The sequence below is a fragment of the Occultella gossypii genome, from assembly GCF_019947135.1.
Taxonomy (GTDB): domain Bacteria; phylum Actinomycetota; class Actinomycetes; order Actinomycetales; family Beutenbergiaceae; genus Occultella; species Occultella gossypii.
The window spans coordinates 45,191-67,415 of sequence record NZ_JAGSHT010000023.1 but is presented as its reverse complement, the minus strand read 5'-3'; the positions used below and the strand labels follow the sequence as shown (position 1 = coordinate 67,415).

Annotated in this window: 23 protein-coding genes and 1 tRNA gene; 19 read left to right on the top strand and 5 right to left on the bottom strand. The window is 69.0% G+C overall.

The features are described 5' to 3' along the window. The first annotated feature begins 9 nt into the window (after nucleotides 1–9). On the top strand, nucleotides 10–2,691 hold the full coding sequence (locus tag KCQ71_RS23310) for a penicillin acylase family protein (RefSeq protein ID WP_223410990.1): 2,682 nt from the start codon (nucleotides 10–12) through the stop codon (nucleotides 2,689–2,691). A 36-nt stretch (nucleotides 2,692–2,727) separates the two neighbouring features. Here KCQ71_RS23310 and KCQ71_RS23305 read toward each other — a convergent pair whose 3' ends face one another. Then, entirely contained in the window at nucleotides 2,728–3,348 is a 621-nt protein-coding gene (locus tag KCQ71_RS23305) for a 5-formyltetrahydrofolate cyclo-ligase (RefSeq protein WP_223410988.1), read from the bottom strand. A 128-nt stretch (nucleotides 3,349–3,476) separates the two neighbouring features. On the opposite strand from KCQ71_RS23305, the gene KCQ71_RS23300 reads away from it, so the two are divergent. The 8 genes from KCQ71_RS23300 (at nucleotide 3,477) to KCQ71_RS23265 (ending at nucleotide 9,361) form a co-directional block, all read left to right on the top strand. Continuing rightward, a complete protein-coding gene (locus KCQ71_RS23300; protein WP_223410981.1) occupies nucleotides 3,477–4,691 on the top strand; it encodes a molybdopterin molybdotransferase MoeA in 1,215 nt (404 codons plus the stop codon). Next, nucleotides 4,691–5,254 carry a GNAT family N-acetyltransferase gene (locus KCQ71_RS23295; protein WP_223410979.1) on the top strand — a complete coding sequence of 188 codons (564 nt, stop codon included), beginning with the start codon at nucleotides 4,691–4,693 and terminating at the stop codon, nucleotides 5,252–5,254. The genes KCQ71_RS23300 and KCQ71_RS23295 overlap by 1 nt, the downstream gene beginning before the upstream one ends. Nucleotides 5,255–5,316: 62 nt before the next feature. After that, nucleotides 5,317–6,402 (top strand): hypothetical protein, encoded by a 1,086-nt coding sequence (locus KCQ71_RS23290; RefSeq protein ID WP_223410977.1) that lies wholly within the window; start codon nucleotides 5,317–5,319, stop codon nucleotides 6,400–6,402. 62 nt (nucleotides 6,403–6,464) lie between these two features. After that, nucleotides 6,465–6,537: transfer RNA gene (locus tag KCQ71_RS23285), tRNA-Ala, on the top strand. A gap of 503 nt (nucleotides 6,538–7,040) precedes the next feature. Further along, nucleotides 7,041–7,493: a hypothetical protein gene (locus tag KCQ71_RS23280; RefSeq protein ID WP_223410975.1), complete on the top strand. Its 453-nt coding sequence runs from the start codon at nucleotides 7,041–7,043 to the stop codon at nucleotides 7,491–7,493. Next, entirely contained in the window at nucleotides 7,480–7,809 is a 330-nt protein-coding gene (locus KCQ71_RS23275; protein WP_223410973.1) for an STAS domain-containing protein, read from the top strand. Before KCQ71_RS23280 ends, KCQ71_RS23275 begins: the two co-directional genes overlap by 14 nt. 64 nt (nucleotides 7,810–7,873) lie before the next feature. Further along, nucleotides 7,874–8,422, top strand: coding sequence for a type 1 glutamine amidotransferase domain-containing protein (locus KCQ71_RS23270; protein ID WP_249423429.1), 549 nt, complete (start codon nucleotides 7,874–7,876; stop codon nucleotides 8,420–8,422). A 39-nt stretch (nucleotides 8,423–8,461) separates the two neighbouring features. Then, a complete protein-coding gene (locus KCQ71_RS23265) occupies nucleotides 8,462–9,361 on the top strand; it encodes an SDR family oxidoreductase (RefSeq protein ID WP_223410971.1) in 900 nt (299 codons plus the stop codon). A 6-nt stretch (nucleotides 9,362–9,367) separates the two neighbouring features. Here KCQ71_RS23265 and KCQ71_RS23260 read toward each other — a convergent pair whose 3' ends face one another. Then, nucleotides 9,368–9,601, bottom strand: coding sequence for a metallothionein (locus tag KCQ71_RS23260; RefSeq protein WP_223410969.1), 234 nt, complete (start codon nucleotides 9,599–9,601; stop codon nucleotides 9,368–9,370). Between the two features lie 610 nt (nucleotides 9,602–10,211). Then, nucleotides 10,212–11,873 carry an alpha-amylase family protein gene (locus KCQ71_RS23255; RefSeq protein WP_223410967.1) on the bottom strand — a complete coding sequence of 554 codons (1,662 nt, stop codon included), beginning with the start codon at nucleotides 11,871–11,873 and terminating at the stop codon, nucleotides 10,212–10,214. A 472-nt stretch (nucleotides 11,874–12,345) separates the two neighbouring features. On the opposite strand from KCQ71_RS23255, the gene KCQ71_RS23245 reads away from it, so the two are divergent. After that, nucleotides 12,346–12,771, top strand: coding sequence for a DUF6766 family protein (locus tag KCQ71_RS23245; RefSeq protein ID WP_223410965.1), 426 nt, complete (start codon nucleotides 12,346–12,348; stop codon nucleotides 12,769–12,771). 333 nt (nucleotides 12,772–13,104) lie between these two features. Here KCQ71_RS23245 and KCQ71_RS23240 read toward each other — a convergent pair whose 3' ends face one another. After that, nucleotides 13,105–13,581 carry a MarR family winged helix-turn-helix transcriptional regulator gene (locus KCQ71_RS23240; RefSeq protein ID WP_223410963.1) on the bottom strand — a complete coding sequence of 159 codons (477 nt, stop codon included), beginning with the start codon at nucleotides 13,579–13,581 and terminating at the stop codon, nucleotides 13,105–13,107. Nucleotides 13,582–13,663: 82 nt separating this feature from the next. On the opposite strand from KCQ71_RS23240, the gene KCQ71_RS23235 reads away from it, so the two are divergent. The 7 genes from KCQ71_RS23235 to KCQ71_RS23205 all read left to right on the top strand — a co-directional run bounded on the left by KCQ71_RS23235 (nucleotide 13,664) and on the right by KCQ71_RS23205 (nucleotide 19,662). Beyond that, nucleotides 13,664–14,734 carry an LLM class flavin-dependent oxidoreductase gene (locus KCQ71_RS23235; RefSeq protein ID WP_223410954.1) on the top strand — a complete coding sequence of 357 codons (1,071 nt, stop codon included), beginning with the start codon at nucleotides 13,664–13,666 and terminating at the stop codon, nucleotides 14,732–14,734. Further along, nucleotides 14,731–15,432: an NADPH-dependent F420 reductase gene (locus KCQ71_RS23230; RefSeq protein ID WP_223410952.1), complete on the top strand. Its 702-nt coding sequence runs from the start codon at nucleotides 14,731–14,733 to the stop codon at nucleotides 15,430–15,432. The genes KCQ71_RS23235 and KCQ71_RS23230 overlap by 4 nt, the downstream gene beginning before the upstream one ends. Then, nucleotides 15,429–15,821, top strand: coding sequence for a GNAT family N-acetyltransferase (locus KCQ71_RS23225; protein WP_223410950.1), 393 nt, complete (start codon nucleotides 15,429–15,431; stop codon nucleotides 15,819–15,821). The genes KCQ71_RS23230 and KCQ71_RS23225 overlap by 4 nt, the downstream gene beginning before the upstream one ends. A gap of 32 nt (nucleotides 15,822–15,853) precedes the next feature. After that, a complete protein-coding gene (locus KCQ71_RS23220; RefSeq protein ID WP_223410948.1) occupies nucleotides 15,854–17,122 on the top strand; it encodes a glutaminase in 1,269 nt (422 codons plus the stop codon). 76 nt (nucleotides 17,123–17,198) lie between these two features. Then, nucleotides 17,199–18,041, top strand: coding sequence for an alpha/beta fold hydrolase (locus KCQ71_RS23215; RefSeq protein WP_223410946.1), 843 nt, complete (start codon nucleotides 17,199–17,201; stop codon nucleotides 18,039–18,041). A gap of 155 nt (nucleotides 18,042–18,196) precedes the next feature. Then, nucleotides 18,197–18,670: a carboxymuconolactone decarboxylase family protein gene (locus KCQ71_RS23210; RefSeq protein WP_223410944.1), complete on the top strand. Its 474-nt coding sequence runs from the start codon at nucleotides 18,197–18,199 to the stop codon at nucleotides 18,668–18,670. After that, nucleotides 18,667–19,662, top strand: coding sequence for a pirin family protein (locus KCQ71_RS23205; RefSeq protein ID WP_223410942.1), 996 nt, complete (start codon nucleotides 18,667–18,669; stop codon nucleotides 19,660–19,662). Before KCQ71_RS23210 ends, KCQ71_RS23205 begins: the two co-directional genes overlap by 4 nt. A 2-nt stretch (nucleotides 19,663–19,664) precedes the next feature. On the opposite strand, the gene KCQ71_RS23200 is transcribed toward KCQ71_RS23205, so the two are convergent. Then, complete coding sequence (locus KCQ71_RS23200; protein WP_223410936.1) at nucleotides 19,665–20,309, bottom strand: M15 family metallopeptidase; 645 nt, start codon at nucleotides 20,307–20,309, stop codon at nucleotides 19,665–19,667. Nucleotides 20,310–20,396: 87 nt separating this feature from the next. Between KCQ71_RS23200 and KCQ71_RS23195 the strand changes: the two genes are divergently transcribed. Beyond that, nucleotides 20,397–21,092: a response regulator transcription factor gene (locus tag KCQ71_RS23195; protein WP_223410934.1), complete on the top strand. Its 696-nt coding sequence runs from the start codon at nucleotides 20,397–20,399 to the stop codon at nucleotides 21,090–21,092. Nucleotides 21,093–21,102: 10 nt separating this feature from the next. Then, on the top strand, nucleotides 21,103–22,179 hold the full coding sequence (locus tag KCQ71_RS23190) for a sensor histidine kinase (RefSeq protein WP_443683203.1): 1,077 nt from the start codon (nucleotides 21,103–21,105) through the stop codon (nucleotides 22,177–22,179). Nucleotides 22,180–22,225 lie beyond the last annotated feature (46 nt).

Sequence of the window (22,225 nt, the reverse complement as noted above, 5' to 3'; positions counted from 1 at the left end):
TCTCGGAGCGTGGCTGGGATCTCCGTTGCTCGACGTATCGCTCTGGCCGTGGCCGTCTTCCTCGTCGTCGTTCTCGTCGCCGGGGTGATCACCACGGTGACCTTCGTGCGCCGTCCGTTGCCCAGTCTCGGCGGCACCCAGCAACTCGACGGACTGACCGGTGATGTCGAGGTCATTCGTGACGAACTCGGCATTCCGCAGATCTACGCCGACAGCGCCGAGGACCTGTTCATGGCCCAGGGGTACGTGCACGCCCAGGACCGGTTCTTCGAGATGGACTACCGCCGCCACGTGACCGCGGGGCGGCTGTCCGAGCTCGTTGGCGCCAATGAGGCGGCCCTCGAAGCGGACATCGCGACCCGGACCCTCGGCTGGCGCCAGGTCGCCGAGCAGGAGTGGGACCTGCTCGACCCGGGGACCCGCTCCTATCTCAGCGCCTACGCCGACGGCGTGAACGCCTATCTGGACGGCCGCCAGCCCAGCCAGCTCGGGCTCGAGTACACGGTGCTCGGGATGTCCGTCCAGATGGACTCCATCGAGCCGTGGGACCCGATCGACTCGCTCGCGTGGCTCAAGGCCATGGCCTGGGACCTGCGTTCGAACTACGGAAACGAGCTCGCCCGGTCGGCGATCTATGGCCAGGTCGGGGACCTCGACATGGTCGAGGCCCTGTACCCCTCCTACGACAGCTCGAGGAACCTGCCGATCCTGCCCACGGCCGCGGAGGTCGTCGCGCAGCAGGAGGCCGCCGCCGCGGAGGAGTCGCAGAGCCAGGGTATGGACCTGACCGGTGGCAGCGAGGGCGAGGCGGACGCCGGTGCCGACGTCACGCACGACCCGTACTCGACCGGAAGTGTCGCCGCCGGGGACGTGGCCGGCGCAGCGCAGACCGCGTTGGACGCGATCCCGGCCCTTGTGGGCGCGGGCGACGGCCTGGGCTCGAACTCGTGGGTCATCTCGGGGGAGCACACGGAGTCCGGGCAGCCGCTGCTCGCGAACGACCCGCACCTCGGCCTCGGCGCACCCGGGATCTGGTACCAGGTCGGCCTGCACTGCAACGAACGGTCCGAGGACTGCCCGTTCGACGTCGCCGGATACAGCTTCTCCGGGCTGCCCGGGGTCGTCATCGGTCAGAACACGGACCTCGCCTGGGGTCTGACGAACCTGACCTCGGACGCGAGCGACTTCTTCCTCGAGCGGGTGTACTCCGATGGCACCTACCTGCGGGCCGGGGACCGACTCCCGCTCGTCGAGCGCACCGAGGTGATCGAGGTCAACGGTGGTGACGACGTCACGATCGCGGTGCGCTCCACGCCGCACGGGCCGATCGTCTCTGATGCGATCGACAGCACCCGGGCCGCCGGTGACCTGCCGCTGCCCGACGGCTCCCCGCCGACCGGTCTGTCCGGATACGCGATCGCCCTGAGCTGGACGGCGCTGACACCGGGTCGGACGGCGGACGCCCTGTTCGCGATGAACCGCGCCGCAGACGCCGACGACATCGCCGAGGCGGCCGCGATGTACGACTCGCCGTCGCAGAGTTTCGTGTTCGCGACCACGGACGGCGTGATCGGCTACCAGGCGGCCGGCGCCATGCCGGTCCGGGCGGACGTGGCCGGCGCGGTGGTGCCCTCCGACGGCCGTTGGCCGCGGCTCGGCTGGGATCCTGCCTACGACTGGCAGGGTCTGGTGCCGTCCGAGGAGATGCCGTCCGTCACCGACCCGGCGGAGGGTTTCATCGTCACGGCGAATCAGGCAGTGACCTCGCCCGGGAACACGCCGGACCTGGCCACCGATGTCGACCGGGGGTACCGTGCCCAGCGGATCCGGGACCTGATCACCGCACAGATCGAGGCCGGCGAGCCGTTCACCACAGCGGACATGACCCGGATCCAGCTCGACGAGGTCAACCCGTACGCGCAGATGCTCGTCCCCGTGTTGCAGCGGATCCGGGTCCAGGACGACTTCGTGGCCGAGGCGGTCGACCTCCTCGACGACTGGGACTACGTCAACGACCCGGACTCGCCCGCGGCCGCATACTTCGCCGCGGTCTGGACGAACCTGCTCCGGCTCACGTTCTGGGACCAGGTGCCTGAGGCCCAGCGGCCCAGCGGTGGCAGCAGTTCGCTCGACGTCGTGCGCAACCTGCTCGAGGACGAGGCGAGCCCGTGGTGGGACGACCGGGCCACCCTGACCGTGGTGGAGCAGCGGGACGAGATCCTCGGACTCGCCCTGGTCGACGCCCGCGCGCAGCTGACCGTCTCGCAGGGCAAGGACCCCGACGACTGGCGCTGGGGCCGGTCCCACCAGATCGCCCCCACGCACGCGCTGCTCGGCGGTGGCGCCGGGGTGCCCGGCATCGTCTCGGACTACTTCAACCCGGACCCGCGCGAGGTCGGCGGGGGCAGCTCATCCGTCAACGCGACCAGCTGGGACGCGAGCGCCTGGGTCGGCGGCTACGCCGACCTGTCCGTGACCGCCGGACCGTCCATGCGGATGGTGATCGACCTCGCCGACCCGGACGCCTCGACATGGCAGAACTTCCTCGGCAGTTCCGGGCACCCGACCTCGGACAACTACGACGACCAGTTCGAGCGGTGGGTCTCCGGGGAGCCGTACCCGTGGGCGTTCACCCGGGCCGCCGTCGAGGCCGCGGAGGACCGGACGCTCACGCTCACGCCACCCGGCTGAACCGGGGCCGGAGCGGGTCGGACCCGGTCCGCCCGCTCACTGGACGGCGTGGATCAGCCCCTTCGGGGTCAGCACGCCGTCCACCCGGCGGTCGTGTGCGGCGACCGGCAGCGGTTCGGTGGAGACCTCGTCATCGAACAGAATGGCGATGACACGTGCGTCCGGGCGGGCATGCGCGAGCGCGCGGTCGTACCAGCCGCCGCCCTGCCCGAGCCGGTTCCCGGCCGCGTCCACGCTCAGCGCGGGGGTGAGGATCAGGTCCGCCTCCGCCAGCGCCTCGGCACCCAGGCCCGGGCCCTCCGGGTCCGGCGGGCGTCCGGGCGCCCGGACCTCGAGCGGGTCTCCGGGCCGGTACCGGGCCCAGTCGCGGCTCAGACCCGGCCCGAGCATCGGCAGCAGGATCGAGATCCCGGCCCGGTCGAGCACGTCCATCAGCGGGGCCGTGTCCGGCTCGGTCCGCCGGGCCGCGTAGGTGGCGACGCACCGCACGCCGTCGAGCAGTTCGGCGGCGTGGACGGCGATCGACTCGGCGGCCTCACGGCGCTCCCGGTCGGAACGTTCCGTTCGGTGCGCCCGCACGGAATCACGCATGATCTGCTTGGCGTCCTCCATTTCCAGATGACCATCACGGGGGAGGGTGTTCGCCACTGACCACATGCCTCCACCTTGTCAGGCCCCGGAGACATCTCGCCACCGATTCGCTGATGGCGAAGAGGGATCCTGGCATCTACTAGCCTTCGCATCATGTTCGACGCAACGATCGACGCTCGGCCCGGCGTCCGGCGATGAAGGCGGTCTCCGAGCACCTGGCCGCCGTGCTCGAGCTCCTTCGCCCCCTACCGCCGCTCGACGTGGTGCTGCACGACGCCGTCGGGTGCGTCCTCGCGACCGATGTGACGGCGTCCGCGGACCTGCCCCGCCGCGACCTGGCGGCGCTGGACGGGTACGCCGTCCGGTTCGCCGACATCGACGGCGCCGCTCCGGACCGGCCCGTCGTGCTGCGGGTCCTGGACGAGGTCCGGGCCGGCCAGACCGACCCGACCCGGCTGGTCGCGCACAGCTGCGTCCGGATCGCGTCGGGTGCCCCCGTTCCGGCCGAGGCCGACTGCGTGGTGCCGCTCGAGGCGACCGACTCCGGGAGTGCCTCCGTGACGATCAGGGCGACCTGCGCCGTCGGCGAGAACATCCGCCGTACCGGCGAGGACCTGCACGACGGCGAGATCGCCCTGGCCTCGGGGGTGCGGGTCGGCGCGAGGCAGATCGCACTGCTCGCGGCGCTCGGCCGCTCGCGCGTGCCGGTGCACCCTCGCCCGCGAGTGGTGCTGATCTCCGTGGGGGACGAACTCGTCGCGCCCGGCCGTAAGGCCGCCGACGGGCAGGTGTTCGACGCGAACGGCCACGCTCTCGCCACCGCCGTCCAGGATGCCGGAGGCACCACGTTCCGGGTGGCCGCGGTGCCGGACGAGCGGGGCGCGCTGCGGGAGACGCTTGAGGACCAGCTCGTGCGCGCCGACCTGATCATCACCACCGGCGGCCTCAGCTACGGCGCCAACGACACCGTCAAGGAGGTGCTCAGCCCGCTCGGCACCGTCCGGTTCGACAACGTGGCGATCGCACCCGGGCGGCAGTTCGGCGTCGGGGTGGTGGGCGAGGACACGCCGATCCTGTGCCTGCCCGGCGACCCGGTCAGTGCGCAGGTCGCCTACGAGGTGTTCGTGCGACCGGCGCTGCTGGCGATGGCCGGGCACGTGGAGATCTACCGGCCGACCGTGTCCGCGCAGATGGCGACGGCGTGGGAGTCGCCGCAGGGTCGGCGCCAGTTCGTGCCCGTCGCGCTCGTGGGATCGCCGGACCAGGGCTACCTGGCCACGCCGGTCGGCCCGCCGGGTGGGTTGTTGCTGACCGCGATGGCCCGGGCGAATGCGCTCGCGGTGGTCGCCGAGGACACCACGAGGGTCGACGCGGGCACCGACCTGCACTGCCTGGTCCTGGAGAGTTGATGGACCTCGCCTCGGGGGACATCCGACTGCGTCCCTTGCGGCTGCGCGACCGTGTCGCCTGGGACGAGCTCCGGGTGCGCAACGCCGCGTGGTTGCGCCCCTGGGAGGCCACCTCGCCCGAGGCGGCCGCCTTCCGGCCCACGTTCGCCCAGTACGTGCGCAGCCAGAACCGGGCCGCCCGGCGCGGCGAGGGGTACGCCTACGTGATCGAGGTGGGCGAGCAGATGGTCGGGCAGCTGACGATCTCCTCGGTGACTCGCGGCTCGTTGCAGTCGGCCACCATCGGGTACTGGATCGCCGAGGACATGGCCGGCCGTGGGATCGTGCCCGTCTGCGTGGCCCTCGCGACCGACTTCTGCTTCTTCGAGCTCGGGCTGCACCGCGTGGAGATCAACATCCGCCCGGAGAACGCCGCGAGCCTGCGCGTGGTCGCCAAGCTCGGCTTCCGGGACGAGGGGGTCCGCCGGCAGTACCTGCACATCAACGGGACCTGGGCGGACCACCGGTCGTTCGCGCTCACGGTCGAGGAGGCGCAGGGGGGTCTGGCGGCCCGTTTGCGCTGATCTTCCGCGACACGCCGAGCCCGCTCGCCGGTGGCGACACCGGGGCGTTCTACCGTCGGGATGTGAGTTTCGGCGGGTATGCAGTGACGGCGATCCTCATCATGTTCTTCGCCTTCCTGCTGCCGTCGGTGATCCGGTCGAGGCAGGTGGTGCTCGACTCCCGGGTCGAGGACCGCTTCTCCGAGGACCTCCGAGTGGTGGCGAGGGCGGGAGACCGACCCGAACCGAAGGCTGAGCGCAGTAACCGCGGATACGTCCATCGCCCGCGGATCGAACAACCGGAGGCACCCATGCACACGCCAGTGGCACACCGTGATCGGCTCGTGGCTGCCGACGCGCGCCGTGCCGCCGCAGCCCGGGCGGCCCGCGCCGCGGCCGCGAGCCGCCGAGCCGCGGCCGCCCGCCGTCGCCTCGCCCTCACCCTGCTGCTCCTCGGCGTCACGGCCGTGACCTGGACGCTGTTCGCCGTCGCGTCGCTTCCGGTCGCCGCCGCCGTCGCGCCTTCCGTCTTCCTGGTCGCCGTCGTGGTCGCCGGCCGCCGCGCCTCGGCCAAGGCCGCCGTCGCCGACGCCCGCTGGCGCGCCGAGGTGACCCGGGACACCGGCGACCCGTTCGCCCCCGTCGGCACGATCGACCGCTCCGAGGCACCGGTCCGGCACGCAAGGGCCGCCCGCCGTGACGGCGAGGCGGAGCGGACCCGGACCGCGTCCACCCCCGACGGTGCCGGCGAGCGCACCGAGCCGGCGCGCTCGGCTGCCACCGCGGGCACCCGGCCCAGCCTGCGCATCGATGTCGACCCGGCCTCCCTGCTCCCGGAGGAGCCGGCCGTCACCCACCGCGCCGGACCGGCGCTGCCGGAGGGCGAGGGCTGGACCCCCGTACCCGTGCCCGTGCCCACCTACACGCTCAAGCCGGCCGTCCGCCGTCGGGAAGTTGCTCCGCTGGAGACTGAGTTCGAGTCCCAGGACGAGCAGGCACCCGCGGCGTTCGAGGCGGACGCCGAGGACACCGCGGTCGCCGCGACCGGGACGGACTCGGCCGCGCCTGCCCAGGCGCCCGTGGACGAGGCCGCCCGGGCCGAGGCACCGGCCACGCCGGCGATGAACCTGCAGGCCGTGCTGGCCCGCCGCCGCGCGTCCGGACAGTGATCCCGGCCACGTCCGCGGCGTCGCAGCGAGCGCTGCCGAGGTGGTAATCTGAACGTCGTTCTGGGGCTATGGCGCAGTTGGTAGCGCGTCTCGTTCGCAATGAGAAGGTCGGGGGTTCGAATCCCCCTAGCTCCACAGACGAAGGGCCGGATCGCAGAGATCCGGCCCTTCTGGCTGTTCCGCATCGTGATCGCCGAGTTCGTGATGCGGTCCAAGCAGTACGTGACGGCGCTCCGTCCGCTGGGTGGGGTGCTGACCTCTGGAATCGATGCTGTTCGCCGATGAGATCCGTGATCCCGCCGAGCTTCCGCGACTGCGGGAGACCGACGGACCAGCGCCAGGGATCTCACGAGTCGTGACAGCGGCCGCCGAGTTCCGGCCGTGCCGTGGATCGGCCGGTCTACGCCACTGCGATGATATTGCGCTGCGTCGAGTTCGAGCCCGCCTGCCGATGCCAGGAGAGCGTGCGGGCCCGGCGGTAAGGTCCATGCGGTTGGACCGGCAGGCATGTCTGGCAGCGTCCGTGCTCGCGGTGTACCGTAATCGCAGTTCTGGAGGCAGGCGCCGTTGCAGCCCTCCGGTGCAATCAGTCGTCCGTTGCTCCTGCCCCCGGCAACTCCACGAGTTCGGGGAGTGTCGTGACCACAGCAGAGTCGATGACAGGCACGGGCCAGGCATGGTCGGTCGACGCTTCGCGTGGGGTGATCCACATCGGGCTTCGCCTTCGAGGCGAGGCGGGCGAGGACCTGCCCACGGCACTTCAGTCCGTGGCCAACGACGTCGCCGCCTTCTTCCGTGAGTACTTTCCAGGGCTGAGCGTCGCGGCCGGTGCCCGCTCGGTCACCCTGAGGTGTCCCGGCTCGCTCATGCACGTCATGAACGTGGCCGATGCCGTCACCTGGCACCTCGGATGCCTGGCTCGCTGGGAGGGAACGTTCCCGTTCGACGCCCAAGTGGGCGTGGCTTTCGCCGCCGATGAGGCGGATGCTGCGGATCTGGTCAGCCGCGCCGAGACCGCCGCCGAATGTCGCATGCAGTCTCGGCGAAGGCAACGGACGACCATGGCTGGAGGTGATCATGAAGCGCGATGAGGGTGCTGCATGCGCCCAGGTGTGCATCCATCAGGCCGAGGGCCAGGTGACCCTCGATGTCAGTGGGCCCCTCTCGGTGAGCGCTGCCGAACTCCTGATCGAGGTGCTCGACGGTGAGGACCCCGAGGCCGAGATGACGATCGACCTGAGTCAGACCACCTTCTCGGACTCGAGGGCCCTGCACTTCCTGGTCGACGAACTCGAAGGGCGGTGCAGCACCGGGCGGCGCATCGGAGTGCGCGGCTCCGGCGTCCGGCTGCTTCGCCTGACCCCAGCCCGGCCGAGCGTCCCACCACAGTCCCAGGTGCGTGGTTGAGCCCAGTCGCGGAAGCGACCCTCGGCACCTAGCGTGGAACGAACCGACGAACGAAGGAGGCATCATGGCTGATCTTGCCGGAAAGCGGGTCGCCTTCCTGGCGACGAACGGCTTCGAGGACAGCGAGTTGACGAGCCCATGGGGCGCGGTCACCGATGCGGGCGCGCAGGCGCAGCTTGTCTCGCCGGAGACGGCTGCGATCACGGGTAAGAAGGGGCACGAAGCACGCGTGGACATCACGTCGGCGGCGGCCTCGGCGGCGGACTTCGACGGATTGGTCCTTCCCGGAGGTGTCGTGAACGGGGACCACCTGAGACTGGACGACGCGTCGGTGGCCTTCGTCAAGGACTTCTTCGCCCAGCACAAGCCGGTCGGTGTGATCTGCCACGGCGGGTGGATCCTCACCGAGGCCGACGTACTGAAGGGGCGCACGATCACGTCCTACCCAAGTCTTCGTACCGACCTCACGAATGCGGGCGCGTCGTGGGTCGACCAAGAGGTGGTCGTGGATGCGGGTCTGGTGAGCAGTCGCACGCCGGACGATCTGCCCGCCTTCAACAGCAAGCTCGTCGAGGAACTGGCCGAGGGCGAGCACAGCGCTCAGACCGCCTGAGCGGGACGCATCTGCGCGGCAGTCGAGAGGGACTGAGATATGGGCAATCACAGCGAACCGACCGAGACCTACTCCGTCGACACCGAGTCCGTGAGGGACATCCCGGCCCAGGAACAGCGGTGGCCGGGGTCGACCCAGCAGTTGCGGCCCCACCCCGACCACGGCGAGGAGGGATACATCGGACGTGGCCGGCTACGGGGCAAGCGGGCCCTGATAACGGGAGGGGACTCGGGGATCGGAAGGGCCATCGCGATCACGTTCGCCAAGGAGGGCGCCGATGTCGCCATCGCCTACCTGCCAGCTGAGCAGGAGGACGCGGAGGATACCCGTGGATTCGTCGAGACCGCCGGACGCCAGTGCGCGCTACTTCCCTGCGACCAACGTGATGCGCAGGCCAACGTGGATCTGGCGGCGGCAGCCCTTGAGGTGCTGGGCGGGATCGACGTCCTTGTGAACAACGCCGGTGTCGGGTTCGCCGTCGAGGGCGGAATCACGAACTACCCGGACGGCCAACTTGAGCAAGTCTTCGGGACGAACATCCTCGCGCCCTTCTGGTTGACGAAGGCGGTCGTGGCTCACATGCGTGCGGGAGCGAGCATCATCAACACCTCCTCGATCCAGGCCTTCGAACCATCCCAGCCACAACTCGACTACGGAGCCACCAAGGCGGCGCTGAACAACTTCACGGTGAACCTCGCTGCCGAACTTGGCCCCCGCGGGATCCGGGTGAACGCGGTGGCGCCGGGTCCGATCTGGACGCCGATCCAGCCGGTCAGCCATAAGGCGGCCGACGTGGAGGGACTCGGCAAGAACACGCCCCTCGGGCGCGTCGGGCAGCCGGTGGAGGTGGCCACCGCGTTCGTGTATCTGGCCAGCGACGAGGCGAGCTACGTCTCCGGAACGGTGTTGGGGGTCACCGGCGGGATGCCGGTGTTCTGAGTCGCGTCACGCGCGGTCGGCGAGTGCGTTCTCGCCGGCCGTCCTGGCGCAGTTCGCGCAGCAGTAGATCGCCGCGTTGGTCTCGACGCCATGGCCAAGGATCCGGCAGCCGCAGTGCGCGCATGCCGGTGCCAACGCGTGTGCCGCGCATTCGAAACTGTCGAACGTGCCCTTCACATCGCCTCGGGTGACTGTGAGGGGCTTGTCGTAGTCGTTGCCGCAGGTGTCGCAGATTGCCACGGGAATCCTTCCTCTCAACGGCGCACATCCGGGTGGGACGCGGTCCGGTTCACTGGCCATCCTTTTGCGGGATCGTCGTCGTCCTCGGCTTGGTCGGGCTGCTGGGCGATCTGGCGAGACGTCAACTGCTCGGGATCGGCGTCCGGGTCCTGAGCGCCCTCGTATGGCTGCTCGGAGGGTTCACTCTGTTCCGTGTCCATACGATCCCACCGGTGTCCGCCCTTCGCCACCGGTCCCGGGTGAAGATCGACGCCGGCACGTGCAGGCGGCTCGACGCGGCTTCCATCACTACCGGCGCCACATCGCGCTGCGGCATGTTCTTCCCGTCGTGGTCCACGGCGACTTCACGAGGGTCCTCGCCGGCGACGAGCAGATTTCGCCTACCGTCGCATCCATCTGGGCACGACCCTGTACGTGGTGGCGACCATGACGTTCGGCGCCCGCGCGGGCCGAACTCTCCGGCGAACTCGACACGCTCGGACGTCGATCGGCGCGCTGGGCATGCATCGTCGCGGCTGGACGCCTGGCGCCGACGGCCTGGTGCCGTTGCAGCGTGGGCGTCGTGGGTCCACCTCATCGATCAGGACCCGACCGCACCCTCCTGCACGGGTCACCGTCGCCCAGGCGGCTTGATCCGAAGCCAGCGGTAGCCATAGGCCTGCATCTCGACGCCGGCGTGACCGCGCTCATCGAGATCGATGTCGTCACCGCCGAAGAGATCCGCCACAACGGCGGACGCAGCATCGGGCAGGTGCAACGTCGCGGTCAGGGCGTCCGGACCGAGGTTGTGGAGGGCGAGCACGCTGCCCTCGTCCCAGGAGCACCGGTGAGCCAGGACCTGCTCGGTGCCGGTCTCGAGGAGTTCGAGGCGCCCGAAGCCGAATTCGGGACAGGCGTGGCGGCGGTGGATCATCTGGGTGAAGAACGCCAGTAGCGAATCCGGACGCTTCTGCTGGGAGTCGACGTTGACGTGTTCCGGGGCGAACGAGCCCTTCGGTGGCCGACGCCGGATGCGCCGCGTGTTGGCTCTGGAGAAGTCGCCGAACGGCCCTGGCCCCCACTGCATGGGCGTGCGCACCGAGTATCGATCCGGCTCCTCGAGATTCTCGCCCATGCCGATCTCTTCCCCATAGAAGAGCACAGGCGTGCCAGGCATCGACATGGGCAGGCTGTACGCGAGACGTATCCGACGCTCGTCGCCTTCGAGCATCGGGGGCAGGCGACGGCGCAAACCCCGGCCGTAGATCTGCATATCCTCCTCGGGGCCGAGAACGTCGAAGACCTCCTGGCGCTCCGCTTCGGAGAGAAGGTCCAATGTGAGCTCGTCGTGGCTGCGCAGGAAGGTAGCCCACTGTGCCTCGGCCGGGATGTCCGGGCGAGCCTTGAGTGCTTCCCTGATAGGCGTCGCGGTTCGTCGGGCCAACGCCAGGTAGGTGCGTTGCATGAGGTTGAAGTCGAACACCATGGTCAGTTCATCTCCCTGGGATCCGCCGAAGTACTCCAACTGCTCGGGGTACGACAGGTCCACCTCCCCGAGCAGGATCGCCTCGCCGGATCGGCGGTTGAGGAACGAACGGAGCGCCTTCATGTACCCGTGGGGATCCAGTGGACCCTTGCCGCCGGCGCCGTCCATGGCCCCGATCAAGAACGGGGCAGAGTCCACCCGGAAGCCGCTGACACCGAGCTGAAGCCAGTAGCCCATCACTTTGGCGATCTCATGCCGGACCACGGGATTGGCCACGTTCAGGTCCGGTTCGTGCCGGTAGAAATGGTGGAGGTAGTACTCCCCGGTGCGGTCATCCAACTCCCAGATGCCGTCCTCCTGGTCAGGGAAGACCACCTCGGCCGAGGTGTCCGGTGGCTCGTCCGCACGCCAGACGTAATAGTCCCGATGCGGACTGTCCTTGGACCGACGGGCCGACCGGAACCACGGGTGCTGATCCGAGGTGTGGTTGACCACAAGATCCACGATCACCCGCAGTCCGCGCTCTTTGGCGAGTCGCATCAGATCGACGAAGTCGCCCAACGACCCGACCCGCGGATCGACGCCGTAGAAGTCCGTGACGTCGTAGCCGTCATCCTTGCCGCCGCCGGGGTAGAACGGCATCAACCACAGACAGCTGACGCCAAGGCTGGTCAGGTGGTCGAGCCGTTGGGCCAGGCCTTTGAAGTCTCCCGCGCCGTCGGCGTCCCAATCGAGGTAGGTCTCGACGTCGAGGCAGTAGATGGTTGCGTTCTTCCACCACAGATCGGTCAGTTCCATGGTGTTCATCCGGTTCGCCCTCCCACGATCTGCGACGCGTGCCGTCCACGTGTCTATCGCGTGCTGACCGGGTGCGCACCTCGGATCCGTTCGCTTCAATGGTGCGCGCCGGTGAACCGTCGGTGCGCGGCGTGCAGGGCAAGCCCGACGGCGAGCCTCGGCCTCCGGCGAGCGCGCCGGCGTCCCAAGACTGCTGGGCCAGCCGGACCACGCAACTGCTCGGCCTCGCCGTCGGTCATTGCCCAGGACAGGTGGCCCTCAGCGTCGCCAACGCGTGCGCCACCAACGCGGGGTGGTACCGCTGCCAGGTGTGGTGACGACTCCGAACGGCAGTCTTGTCGTTGTCAGCGCCGCCCCCAACCAGGCAAACGCAGAGCCGGAGTGCATCCGCGCGGTTCGCGTCTGCGGTCGCGGGTGCGACGGAGCTGGGACAGGATCGCAGGTGCGTGATCGAAAATACCGCATCGTTGGGAGGCTCACCATGGCGCACAAGCCCGATCGCCGTCGGCCTGGATTCTTCACCGCATATTCCTTCGGCATCATCACTGCTGGTCTGTTCCTCGTGTCCTGGGCGGCTCAGTTCACGTTCCAGCTCATCGAAGTCCGCAACGACGCCGCCGAACATGGCCAGGCCTTCCAATGGGACCAGTTCTGGCCACAGTTCCTGTCCTCCACCTTCGAGAACTGGCAGTCGGAGTTCCTCCAACTCCTCTGGCAAGCGGCAGGTCTTGCTCTGTTCTTCTTCTGGGGGTCGTCGCAGTCCAAGGAAAGTGACGACCGACTGGAGGCCAAGCTCGATCGGATTCTCGAACTCCAGGGCGTCGACGTCGACGAGTTCGAGTGGCGTGAGAACGACCAGGCTGAGGAACAGTTGCACCAGCGCCACGATGGCCCCGAGAGATCCTGATACCTCGGAACCGGATCGGCTTGCGGCCGACATCCACGACAAGGCGAGCGGATGGGACGATCGACGATCGACAAGTTCGCGTCTCGGATGGCTCCGAGGGACCGCAGTTGCGTGGCGAGCCCAGCCGTGTGCTCAACTGTGGTCCTCGGGGTGGACCCAGCCCATCGACTAGTGCGCGGTGGGAGTGACGTCGATCGGGTCACGTGTGACGTCGAGCATCTGCCAGGAGTTGGCCCGGCCGCACGCCCAGCCGCCCCACGCCGTCGGCGCATCGAGGACGACGGCTCGGTCGGCCGTCCGCTGCCGGCTCCTCCTTGCCACAAGTTCGCCGGATCAGGGGCGGGCGTCGAGGTTCAAATGGCTGCGCATCGCCCCGGTGGCCTCGCCGAGTTGGGCGAGCTGCTCCGGTGCGAACGCATCGACGAAGACCTCCTTGACCGCCCGAAGATGGGGCAGCGTGCTGGCGCGGAAGGCGCGGGCGCCCTCGTCGGTGAGGACGACGTTCGCGCCGCGGGCGTCCTCCGCACACGGTTCGCGGCGCAGCAGCCCACGTCGCTCCATCCGGCCGAGCTGACCGGACAGGCGGCTGCGTTCCCACTGGATGTGCGCGGCGAGTTCCGATGACCGCATCGACTTTCCGTCCGCCTCGCTCAGTGCGAGGAGCACCCGGTAGTCCCCACTCGACAGCTGCGAGTCCTGGTGCAAGCGGGCCTCGATCCGGGCGCGGACGATCTCGAACGTCTCGATGTGTGCCCGCCAGATCGCGAGTTCCTCGCTCGTCGGGACGCTCCGACGCTTCATCGTGCCCATCGCCCCTCCTCAGTGGTTGACATGTGAATCATATTGGCCGCATGATTCACGTGTCAATCACATTGAACGGAAGTGGCACACGATGGATGCTCCACAGATCGAGTTCGGGATCGACAGCTTCGGAGACCGACCCCGTGATGATCGGGGGGAGGTCGTCTCGCATGCGCAGGCGATCCGCGCCGCGGTGGCGGAGGCCGTCCTGGCCGATCAGGTCGGCATCGACGTGGTCGCTCTGGGTGAGCACCACCGGCCGGAGTATGCGATCTCCAGCCCGGAGACGGTTCTGGCCGGTATCGCGACCGCCACGAAGCGGATCCGGCTCGCTTCGGGCGTGACGGTGCTGTCCTCCGACGACCCGGTGCGCGTGTTCCAACGGTTCGCGACCCTGGACGCGCTCTCCAACGGACGCGCCGAGGTGATCCTCGGCCGTGGCTCGTTCACCGAGTCGTTCCCGCTGTTCGGGTACGACCTGAAGGACTATGACGTGTTGTTCGAGGAGAAGATCAACCTCTTCCACCGACTCCTCGACGAGACGCCGGTGACCTGGGAGGGCACCACCCGGGCCGCACTGCAAGAGGCGGACGTGTACCCCAAGACCGAGTCGGGAAGACTGAACACGTGGGTGGGAGTAGGCGGGTCACCGCAGTCGGTGATCCGCACAGCCCACTACGGGTTCCGGCTCATGCTCGCGATCATCGGCGGCACCCCCGAGCAGTTCGCGCCGTACGTCGACCTGTATCGGAGGGCGAGCGAGCAACTGGGCACCACCGCACAGCCGGTCGGGATGCACTCGCCCGGATTCGTCGCCGGCACCGACGAGGAGGCCAAGGAGCTGTTCTACCCCGGCTACCGGGAGATCCGGGACCGCATCGGGGCGCTACGGGGCTGGCCGCCGATCCGCCGGGCGGAGTTCGACGCCGAGGTGGAACGCGGGTCGCTCTATGTCGGTTCCGCCGAGACGGTCGCGAACAGGATCGCCCACGCGATCCGGGCGCTCGATGCCGGCCGGTTCGACATGATCTACTCCGCGGCCGGTGCCGTGTCCGCCACGGCCCGGATGCGTTCGGTCGAGCTGTACGGGACCGAGGTGATCCCGCGGGTCCGCGAGATACTCGCCGAGCGCCCCGCTGTCACGGCAGGGTCGGGACGGTGACCGGCCCGGGCACAACGATCGCCGTTCTGGGTGCCGGGAAGCTCGGCACCGTCCTGGCACGCCTGGCGGTCGCCGCCGGCTATCGAGTCCTGATCGCCGGATCGAGTGACCCCGCGCGGATCGCGCTCACGACCGAGGTCCTCACCCCGGGCGCGAGGGCCGTGTGGCCGGCCGAGGCCGCGCAGGCCGCCGACGTCGCCATCCTCGCGCTCCCGCTCGGCAAGCACCGTCATCTCCCGGTCCCTCAATTGCAGGGCAAGGTGGTCGTGGACGCGATGAATCACTGGTGGGAGGTCGATGGCGCTCGGGACGAGGTCGTGCCGCCGGCCACCTCGTCGAGCGAGCAGGTTCAGACGTTCCTCAAGGACGCGCGCGTCGTGAAGGCACTCAACCACATGGGCTACCACGACCTCGAGGACGGGGCACGGCCCGCCGCTGCCCCCGGGCGCAAGGCGATCGCGGTCGCCGGTGACTCGCCCGAGGACGTCACGGTGGTCTCGGCACTGATCGACGCACTCGGCTTCGACGCCGTGGCCGTCGGTGACCTCGCCTCGGGAGCCCGGCTCGAGCCCGGCGCTCCCGCCTTCGGCGCGAACGTCGATGCCGACCGGCTCCGCGAACTCGTCAACAGCCCCGCTCCAGCCACGCTCGGCGGAGCGAGGATGAACCGACACTCAACCGAAAGGACAGTCAGATGACTGAAGGATTGACAGACAGGACCGGCGCGTCGGTGACGATCAGGCTGGATCCCGCCAGTCCGATCGGCTCCTATGCCGTGAGCGTCGCCGACGGGTCTCCCGCCGGAAGGGCCGACTTCGTCGACTCTCCCGACGTGGCCGGCGAACGGATCTTCTTCCATACCGAGGTGGCCGAGGAGTTCGGCGGCCGCGGTCTGGCCGGGCTCCTGGTCCGTGAGGCACTCGCGGACAGCATCCGCGAACACCTCACCGTGGTGCCCGTCTGCCCGCTGTTCGCTCGCCATCTGAGCAGGCACGGCGACGAGTTCGTCGCGGACGGGGGCGTGTTCCGGCGACCGAGACCCGCAGATCTCGTTCTGGTCGAACGAGCCACCCGGGCCGGGGCCTGAGAGCGGCCGCCGGGCCCGCTGGGGGAGCGCAGATGCGATCAGTCATTCCCGACTACCTCGACGAGGTACTCCGCCACGTCGAGCCGGACACCGGCGGAGAACTCGCTGGGTACATCCCCGAACTCGCGGCAGCGGATCCGGAGCGGCTCGGTGCGGTCTTCGCCACCGTTGACGGCGAGCTCTACGGTGCGGGTGACATCGACACCGAGTTCACGATCCAATCGATCTCCAAGCCGTTCACGTACGCACTGGCGCTGGCTGACCGCGGCTTCGGCCCAGTGCTCGCCAAGGTCGGGGTCGAGCCCTCGGGAGAGGCGTTCAACCAGATCTCCCTAGAACCGGGCACCGGACGCCCTCTCAATCCCATGATCAACGCCGGTGCGATCACCACTCATGCGCTGGCCGGCTCGGCGGACCTGAGTCCGGCCGAGCGAGTGGAGCGCGTGGTCCACGGTCTCTCGGAGTTCGCCGGACGTCGGCTGAGGGTTGATGACGCGGTGTGTGCGTCCGAGATGGAGCACGCGCACCGCAACCTCGCCATCGCACACATGCTCCGTAGTCACGGCATCCTCACCGAGGACCCGAGCGCCGTGGTCGAGGGCTACGTCCGCCAGTGCTCCGTGCTCGTCACCGCGCGAGACCTGGCGATGATGGCGGCGACGTTGGCCAACCGCGGGGTGAACCCCCGCTCGGGCGTGCGGGTGGCACCTGAACCCGTGGTCCGTCAGGTGCTGAGCGTCATGTCCACCTGCGGAATGTATGACGCGGCCGGCGACTGGGCTACCCAGGTCGGCATTCCCGCCAAGAGCGGGGTTGCGGGCGGCCTGATCGGCGCGCTTCCCGGTCAGATCGGCATCGCCACGTTCTCACCTCGACTGGATCGCCATGGGAACAGCGTTCGCGGGGTGTCACTCTTCGAACGATTCTCATCCGACATGGGGCTGCACGTGATGGAGGTTCCTGCCGCTGCCCGAGCTGTCGTGCGATCCAACCACGTCGTCGGTGCTGGGCCGAGCGCGATCCGGGTCCTCCAACTGCAGGGTGGGATCCGCTTCGCCGGAGCCGAGCGAATCGTCAGAGAGGCCGTGGACACCGCGCCCCCGGAAGCCCGGGTGGCCCTTGACCTCACGATGGTCTACTCGATCGATGATGTGGCGCGGCGGATGCTGCTGGAGGTCGTGCGTCGGCTCACGCTGGATGGCCACGAGGTCTACCTCGTCGATCCGGAATCGCTCATCCCTGATCCCGACCCCGGTGACGGCGGCCAAGTCACCGTGGTCAGCGATGTCGCCGCTATGTGACCTTGTGCCAACCACAGTTCTCCATCCGCACCACGCGGCCGGCGTTGGGCCGGCTGAGACACCGAAAGGACAGATCATGGGATTCATCACCGTAGGGAACGAGAACAGCGCGCCGGTCGACCTGTATTACGAGGACCAGGGCTCGGGTCAGCCCGTCGTCCTCATCCACGGCTACCCGCTGGACGGGCACAGCTGGGAACGTCAGACGCGTGAACTCCTCGCGTCCGGCTACCGGGTCATCACCTATGACCGCCGTGGGTTCGGGCAGTCGTCGAAGGTCGGGTCCGGCTACGACTACGACACGTTCGCCGCGGACCTGAACACGGTGCTGGAGACCCTGGACCTTCGTGACGTGGTGCTGGTCGGCTTCTCCATGGGTACGGGGGAGTTGGCGCGCTACGTGTCGCGGTACGGCCACGAGCGCGTGGCGAAGCTTGCGTTCCTCGCCTCGCTCGAGCCGTTCCTCGTCGCACGCGACGACAACCCCGACGGCGTCCCGCAGGAGGTCTTCGACGGCATCGCCGCGGCGGCGAAGGGCGATCGGTACGCGTGGTTCACGCAGTTCTACAAGGACTTCTACAACCTGGATGAGAACCTTGGCTCCCGCATCAGCCAGGAGGCCGTCACCGGCAGCTGGAACGTCGCGACCGGCAGCGCACCGGTCGCTGCGTACGCGGTCGTGCCGTCCTGGATCGAGGACTTCCGGGCTGACGTCGAGGCGGTGCGCGCCAGCGGGAAACCGTCCCTGATCCTGCACGGCACCAAGGACAACATCCTGCCCATCGACGCCACCGGGCGTCGCTTCCATGCCGCCTTCCCCGAGGCTGACTACACCGAGGTCGAGGGTGCTCCACACGGCCTGCTCTGGACGCACGCCGACGAGGTCAACGCGGCGCTGAGCGCATTCCTGAACAAGTAGGACGTCGACCGGCGGAGGGCAGCCGCAGAAGTTGCCCTCCGCCGTCGAACGGCGTCCACGCGCTGGCGCGGCGCAGGAACTCGTAGGGTGTTCAAGATCAGTGCGGCAAGTGCTCGACCGCCATGGCTGGGCGTTGCCTACGGAGGAGGAGACTGATGCGTCCGTTCCTGGACAAAGTCATGCCCGAGGCGTGGCAGGCTGCGGAAGCGTTCTCGTCGGCGATCCGTGCGGCGGTGCTGGAGCGGGGTCTGTCGAGCCAGGAGTCCGAGCTCATCAAGCTGCGCACGTCGCAGATGAACGCGTGCGCGTTCTGCGTGGATCTGCATGCGCGCGAGGCGAGGCAGGCAGGCATCGTGCAGCAGCAGCTGGACCTGCTGCCGGTGTGGCGGGAGACCGACGTGTTCGATGATCGGCAGAGGGCCGTGCTCGCGGTGGCGGAAGCCGCCGCATCGCTGCCCGTCACCGAGGATTCGGAGGCTGATCTCTTGGGTGCCCGATCGGTGCTCGGCGAGGAGGCATTCGTCGCTGCGGAGTGGGTGGCGGTCACGATCAACGCGTTCAACCGGATCTCCATCCTCAGTCAACATCCGGTGCGTGCACGGGGCGCCGACGGAAGGGTCATCCGATGAGCAACCTCGACGCACGCCCCGATATGGCGGTCCTGGACGACGGGGAGCCCTGCACGGCGACGGAGATCCTCGAGCCACGCCTCGTGCCCCTCGGTGGCCCGCGCGCGATGACCGTGTATCGAACCCTCCCGCAGCGGCGACGGTCACTGGTGGGGGCGTGGTGCTTCCTGGACCACTACGGTCCCGATGACGTCTCGGCGACCGGTGGGATGCAGGTGCCGCGGCATCCCCACACTGGTCTTGCCACGGTGTCCTGGCTGTTCACCGGGCGTATCGAGCACCTCGACTCCGGCGGCAATGCGGCCGCAGTCGTGCCGGGCGAGCTCAACCTGATGATCGCGGGCCGGGGCATCACCCATCAGGAGCTCAGCGACGGCGCGACGAGCAACCTGCATGGCGTGCAGCTCTGGTATGCGCTCCCGGAGAAGACCCGGTTCACCGAGAACGCGTTCGTGCACCACACCCCGGAGCCGGTCGAACTCCCCGGGATCACGGCACGCGTGTTCGTCGGGGCGCTCCTCGGTTCGGTCTCCCCGGTCGATACGCGCACGCCTGACCTGCTCGGTGCCGAACTGACGCTCGAGCCCGGCGCCACCGCGCGGCTGACCGTGCGCGCTGACTTCGAACACGCCGTCCTCGCTGAGAACGGTGCGGTCACGGTGAATACGGAAGTCGTCGATCATCGCTCTCTCGCCTATGCCCCGCCCGGATCCGACACGCTGGTCATCACGGCCGGTGACGCGCAGGTCCGGGTCATCCTCCTGGGTGGTGTCCCACTCGGCGAACAGATCGTGATGTGGTGGAACTTCATCGGGCGCGACCACGACGAGATCGTGGAGTACCGGCGTCGCTACCAGGCCGAGCTCGGCTTCGAGCCCGCCGATCCGAGGGATGCCGATAAGCCGGCCCTGTTCGGCGAGTTCCCGCCCGGCCAGCCGGCACCATTGCCGGCACCGCCGCTGCCCACGGCCAGACTGCTCCCGCGCGAGTAGGGCTACATCCTCGGGTCCTCGGTCGGGTCGGCGTACATGGCCGGGCAGCCATGGTCGGTGGCCTCGGGGCGCAGCTCGAAGTGCCAGGGCTCGTTGCCGTAGATCTGGCACAGTCCGTACTGCGCGCCGTGCCGGGACAGCCAGTCCATGGTGTCGTAGGGACCGAGGTCGACGGCGTCCCCGGACACGTGCGGTGACGTGTCCGCGGTCGCGACCCATCGTGCGGCCTCGGCCTGGGATCCGTACTCGGCGACCGCGTCGCGCAGAAGCTGGTCCTGGTAATCGGGAGAGCGCCAGCCGCTGTTCACGTTGAACTCGATGCCGCGGTGACCGGCGTCGCTCGCCGCCGTACGCAGCGCCTGGAGCAGCTCGGGGTCGAGGTTGGCCACGCCGGGATACTGATCGTCGAAGACCGTCACGCCGTCGGGCAGGACACCGTCGGCACCGGTGACGGCGCCATCGACCTCGGTCACGGGGCGGCCCTGGTCGCCGGGAAGGATGTCGCTGAGAGACGGCGCCGGCGTCGGTCCCCGCTGATCGACGAAGGCCCCGATGAGCGCGGCCACGACGACGACCAGCCCGAAGACCAGCCCGACGGCGGTCCGGTGCGGCCTGCGTGCCCTCGCGTCTGCTGTCACTTGACTCATGCGACAAGTCAAGGCGGTGCGGTGTTGTCAGCCCGTAAGTGGATCTCGATACGCCGGCAATATGCGTCGCCTCGTAGCATCGAGACCATGCGCGTGCTGGTCGTCGAGGACGAACCCCTCATGGCGGAGGCCATTCGCGATGGGCTCCGGCTCGAGGCGATCGCCGCGGACATCGCCGGAGACGGCCACGCCGCCCTGGAACTGCTGGCCGTGAACACCTACGACATCGCGGTCCTCGACCGCGACATTCCGGGCCCATCCGGTGACGAGGTCGCCACCAGCATCGTCGCCTCCGGCACCGGCATGCCGATCCTGATGCTCACCGCCGCCGACCGGCTCGACGACAAGGCCACCGGGTTCGAACTGGGTGCCGATGACTACCTGACCAAGCCGTTCGAGCTCCGCGAACTCGTCCTCAGGCTCCGGGCGCTCGACCGCAGGCGCGCGCACAGCAGACCGCCGGTGCGGGAGATCGCCGGCCTTCGGCTGGATCCGTTCCGTCGCGAGGTCTACCGGGACGGCCGCTACGTCGCGCTGACCAGGAAGCAGTTCGCCGTGCTCGAGGTACTCGTCGGCGCCGAGGGTGGGGTGATCAGCGCCGAGGAACTGCTGGAGCGTGCCTGGGACTCCAACGCCGACCCGTTCACCAATGCCGTGCGGATCACGGTCTCGGCGCTGCGCAAGCGACTCGGAGAACCTTGGCTGATCGCGACGGTGCCCGGCGTCGGCTATCGCATCGATGCCGGACCGGTTGCGGGCGCCACGGGAGGCGAGCGTGCCTAGGGAGCCCGGCCTGAGCGTTCGCCTCAAGCTCACCCTCAGCTACGCCGGGTTCCTCATGCTGGCGAGCACACTGCTGCTCGCGGTGGTGTGGGCGTTCCTGCTGCGCTACGTGCCCGACGGGCCGATCGACACCCGCGGCCCCTTCGTCCCCAACCGTTCGGACCTGCTGCGCGCGTTCGCCCCGCGGGCGGCCCTGATGCTGGTGTTCCTGCTGGTCCTCGGCCTCCTCGGCGGATGGCTGCTCGCCGGCCGGATGCTTGCGCCGTTGACTCGCATCACGAGAGCCACCCGGAAGGCGGCGACCGGGTCGCTCTCCCACCGGATCTGGCTGGACGGCCGCAAGGACGAGTTCCGTGAGCTGGCCGACGCGTTCGACACCATGCTCGGCCGGCTCGAAGCGCAGGTCGCCGAGCAGCAGAGGTTCGCGGCCAACGCCTCCCACGAGCTGCGCACCCCGCTGGCGATCACACAGACCCTCCTGGAGGTCGCCCGCAACGACCCCGGTTCCGACACGAGCGCCCTCGTCGAGCGACTCCACTTCGTCAACTCCCGGGCGATCGATCTGACCGAGGCACTGCTCCTGCTCAGCCGCGCCGACCAACGCTCGTTCGGCCGAGGGCACGTCGACCTGTCCCTCATCGCGGAAGAGGCCACGGAGACGCTGCTCCCGCTCGCCGAGGCACGCGGCCTCACCATCGAGACGTCCGGCGACCTGACCCCCACGGTCGGCTCGCACGCGCTGCTGCTGCAGATGACGACCAACCTCGTGCACAACGCGATCGTCCACAACCTGCCCGACGGCGGCTCAGTGTGGGTCACGACGAGCCGTGAGCCGGACGCCGTGGTGCTCATCGTCGAGAACACCGGCGCGCGGCTGACCGAACAGCAGGTCGCCACGCTCACCGAACCGTTCCAGCGCGGCGCCCAGCGCGTTCGCACCGACCATGCGGGGGTCGGCCTCGGTCTCGCGATCGTCCGAAGCATCACGGAGGCACACGACGGGACTCTCACGCTGACACCTCTGGCCGATGGTGGACTCCGCGTCGCCGTACGGCTGGCGGTGGCGCCACCGAACGACGATGGCTGACGGTCGGTGGAACGAGCGTTTCGCACGGGACGGCGCCGGCGCCCGT

Coding starts and splice junctions, on each gene's coding strand:
- KCQ71_RS23275 (WP_223410973.1), top strand. CDS start 7,480: ATGAAGCGCGATGAGGGTGCTGCATGCGCCCAGGTGTGCATCCATCAG.
- KCQ71_RS23220 (WP_223410948.1), top strand. CDS start 15,854: ATGCGATCAGTCATTCCCGACTACCTCGACGAGGTACTCCGCCACGTC.
- KCQ71_RS23195 (WP_223410934.1), top strand. CDS start 20,397: ATGCGCGTGCTGGTCGTCGAGGACGAACCCCTCATGGCGGAGGCCATT.
- KCQ71_RS23265 (WP_223410971.1), top strand. CDS start 8,462: ATGGGCAATCACAGCGAACCGACCGAGACCTACTCCGTCGACACCGAG.
- KCQ71_RS23240 (WP_223410963.1), bottom strand. CDS start 13,581: ATGGGCACGATGAAGCGTCGGAGCGTCCCGACGAGCGAGGAACTCGCG.
- KCQ71_RS23300 (WP_223410981.1), top strand. CDS start 3,477: ATGAAGGCGGTCTCCGAGCACCTGGCCGCCGTGCTCGAGCTCCTTCGC.
- KCQ71_RS23225 (WP_223410950.1), top strand. CDS start 15,429: ATGACTGAAGGATTGACAGACAGGACCGGCGCGTCGGTGACGATCAGG.
- KCQ71_RS23200 (WP_223410936.1), bottom strand. CDS start 20,309: ATGAGTCAAGTGACAGCAGACGCGAGGGCACGCAGGCCGCACCGGACC.
- KCQ71_RS23205 (WP_223410942.1), top strand. CDS start 18,667: ATGAGCAACCTCGACGCACGCCCCGATATGGCGGTCCTGGACGACGGG.
- KCQ71_RS23235 (WP_223410954.1), top strand. CDS start 13,664: ATGGATGCTCCACAGATCGAGTTCGGGATCGACAGCTTCGGAGACCGA.
- KCQ71_RS23245 (WP_223410965.1), top strand. CDS start 12,346: ATGGCGCACAAGCCCGATCGCCGTCGGCCTGGATTCTTCACCGCATAT.
- KCQ71_RS23215 (WP_223410946.1), top strand. CDS start 17,199: ATGGGATTCATCACCGTAGGGAACGAGAACAGCGCGCCGGTCGACCTG.
- KCQ71_RS23210 (WP_223410944.1), top strand. CDS start 18,197: ATGCGTCCGTTCCTGGACAAAGTCATGCCCGAGGCGTGGCAGGCTGCG.
- KCQ71_RS23270 (WP_249423429.1), top strand. CDS start 7,874: ATGGCTGATCTTGCCGGAAAGCGGGTCGCCTTCCTGGCGACGAACGGC.
- KCQ71_RS23305 (WP_223410988.1), bottom strand. CDS start 3,348: ATGTGGTCAGTGGCGAACACCCTCCCCCGTGATGGTCATCTGGAAATG.
- KCQ71_RS23255 (WP_223410967.1), bottom strand. CDS start 11,873: ATGAACACCATGGAACTGACCGATCTGTGGTGGAAGAACGCAACCATC.
- KCQ71_RS23295 (WP_223410979.1), top strand. CDS start 4,691: ATGGACCTCGCCTCGGGGGACATCCGACTGCGTCCCTTGCGGCTGCGC.